This is a genomic window from Streptomyces sp. NPDC002793 (assembly GCF_040295485.1).
GTDB lineage: Bacteria > Actinomycetota > Actinomycetes > Streptomycetales > Streptomycetaceae > Streptomyces.
In genome coordinates this window covers 1-1442 of record NZ_JBEOVL010000139.1, presented here as the reverse complement: position 1 = coordinate 1442, position 1442 = coordinate 1, and the positions used below count along the sequence as shown (strand labels likewise).

The 1442-nt window shown below is 69.1% G+C and carries 1 protein-coding gene; it reads right to left on the bottom strand.

Features of this window, described 5'->3' with window-relative positions:
* Nucleotides 1-61: 61 nt before the first annotated feature.
* The gene (locus tag ABT001_RS35990; protein ID WP_351285908.1) at nt 62-1276 is read right to left on the bottom strand and encodes an IS110 family RNA-guided transposase; all 1215 of its coding nucleotides are present in this window, start codon (nt 1274-1276) and stop codon (nt 62-64) included.
* Between the last annotated feature and the right edge of the window lie 166 nt (nt 1277-1442).

The following is a 1442-nucleotide window of genomic DNA, read 5'->3' as shown; positions in this document are numbered from 1 at the left end:
GGGGGTGCCTCTATGTCGTTCGTCAATCCTGCGCTGTCGGTTTTGGGGGTTTCGGTCCCGTTCATGTGGCGAGGGTGACGGCGGGGGTTCGGGACTCGTAGAACGTTCCGTCGCGGAGCATCGCGAACAGGACGCTGATGCGCTGGCGGGCGAGGCGGAGGAGGGCCTGGGTGTGGGTCTTTCCGCGGGCGCGTTGTTTGTCGTAGTAGGTCCGGGAGGCGGGATCGGCGTTCATGCAGGCGAAGGCGGACAGGAACATGGCCCGTTTGAGCTGCCGGTTTCCGCCTCGGGGTGCGTGTTCGCCGTGGATCGAGGTGCCGGACGACTTCGTTGTCGGGGCCAGGCCGGCGTAGGAGGCGAGGTGGGCGGCGGTGGGGAAGTTGGTGCCGTCGCCGATGGTGGTCAGCAGGACTGCGGCGGTCCTGACACCGACGCCGGGCATCGAGGTCAGGACCTGGGAAAGAGGGTGAGCCTCCAGCAGGGTGTTGATCTGGGCTTCCAGAGCCCGGCGCTGTTCGTGGACAGCCCCGAGGGAGCGGGCCAGGGACGGAATGACGGTGTCCAGGGTGCCCGTGCCGGGAACGACGACGGTCTGCTCGTCCAGAGCGGCAAAGACGTCGTCGATCAGCCGGGCGGCCATGCGGGGCGCCTTCGGCCGGATCACCTCGACGAGCCGTCGTCGGCCCGCCTTCCGCAGCGCGGCCGGGGACCCGTAGCGCTCCAGGAGCCAGGTGACGGCCTGGTGGTCCAGGCGGGGGCCCAGGACGCGCTCCAGGCTGGGGTGGAACTGGGTGAGCAGGCCGCGTATCCGGTTGGAGGTGCGGGTTGCCTCGGCGGCGAGGTCTTGGTCGAAGCCGACCAGGACGGTGAGCTCAGCGGTGATCTCGTCGGTCAGTTCCAGCGAGCGCAAGGTGTGGGGCAGAGTGCGGGCGGCGTCCGCGATGACTGCGGCGTCCTTCGCGTCGGTCTTCGCCTCGCCAGGGTAGAGATCGGCGATCCGGCGCATCGCCAGGCCGGGCAGGTAAGCGACCCGGCAGCCGGCGTCCCGGGCCACGGCCAGGGGCAGAGCCCCGATCGATGCGGGCTGGTCCACGATCACCAGCACCGTGCCGAACTTCGCGGCCAGCTTCTCGAACACGGCCCGCAGCTTCGGCTCGCTGTTGGGCAGCTGCTTGTCGAAGACCTTCTTGCCGACCGGCGTCAGCCCGTGACCGTGATGGGCACTCTTGCCGACATCCAGGCCCAGGAAGACGCCCACCTCAGTGGTGTCGAACATCGTCACCCTCCCTCTCCCCAAGGGGTATTCACGGTGCCGGCCTCGGCGTTGGTGTCGTGCTCGCGCATCCACGTTATGCAGACCTGCCGCCCGCGAACTGCCCGGCATTGCGCCGGACCGGACGGTGGCCGGACCTCTCATCAGCGTCTCCGACGGCACCTCCCGG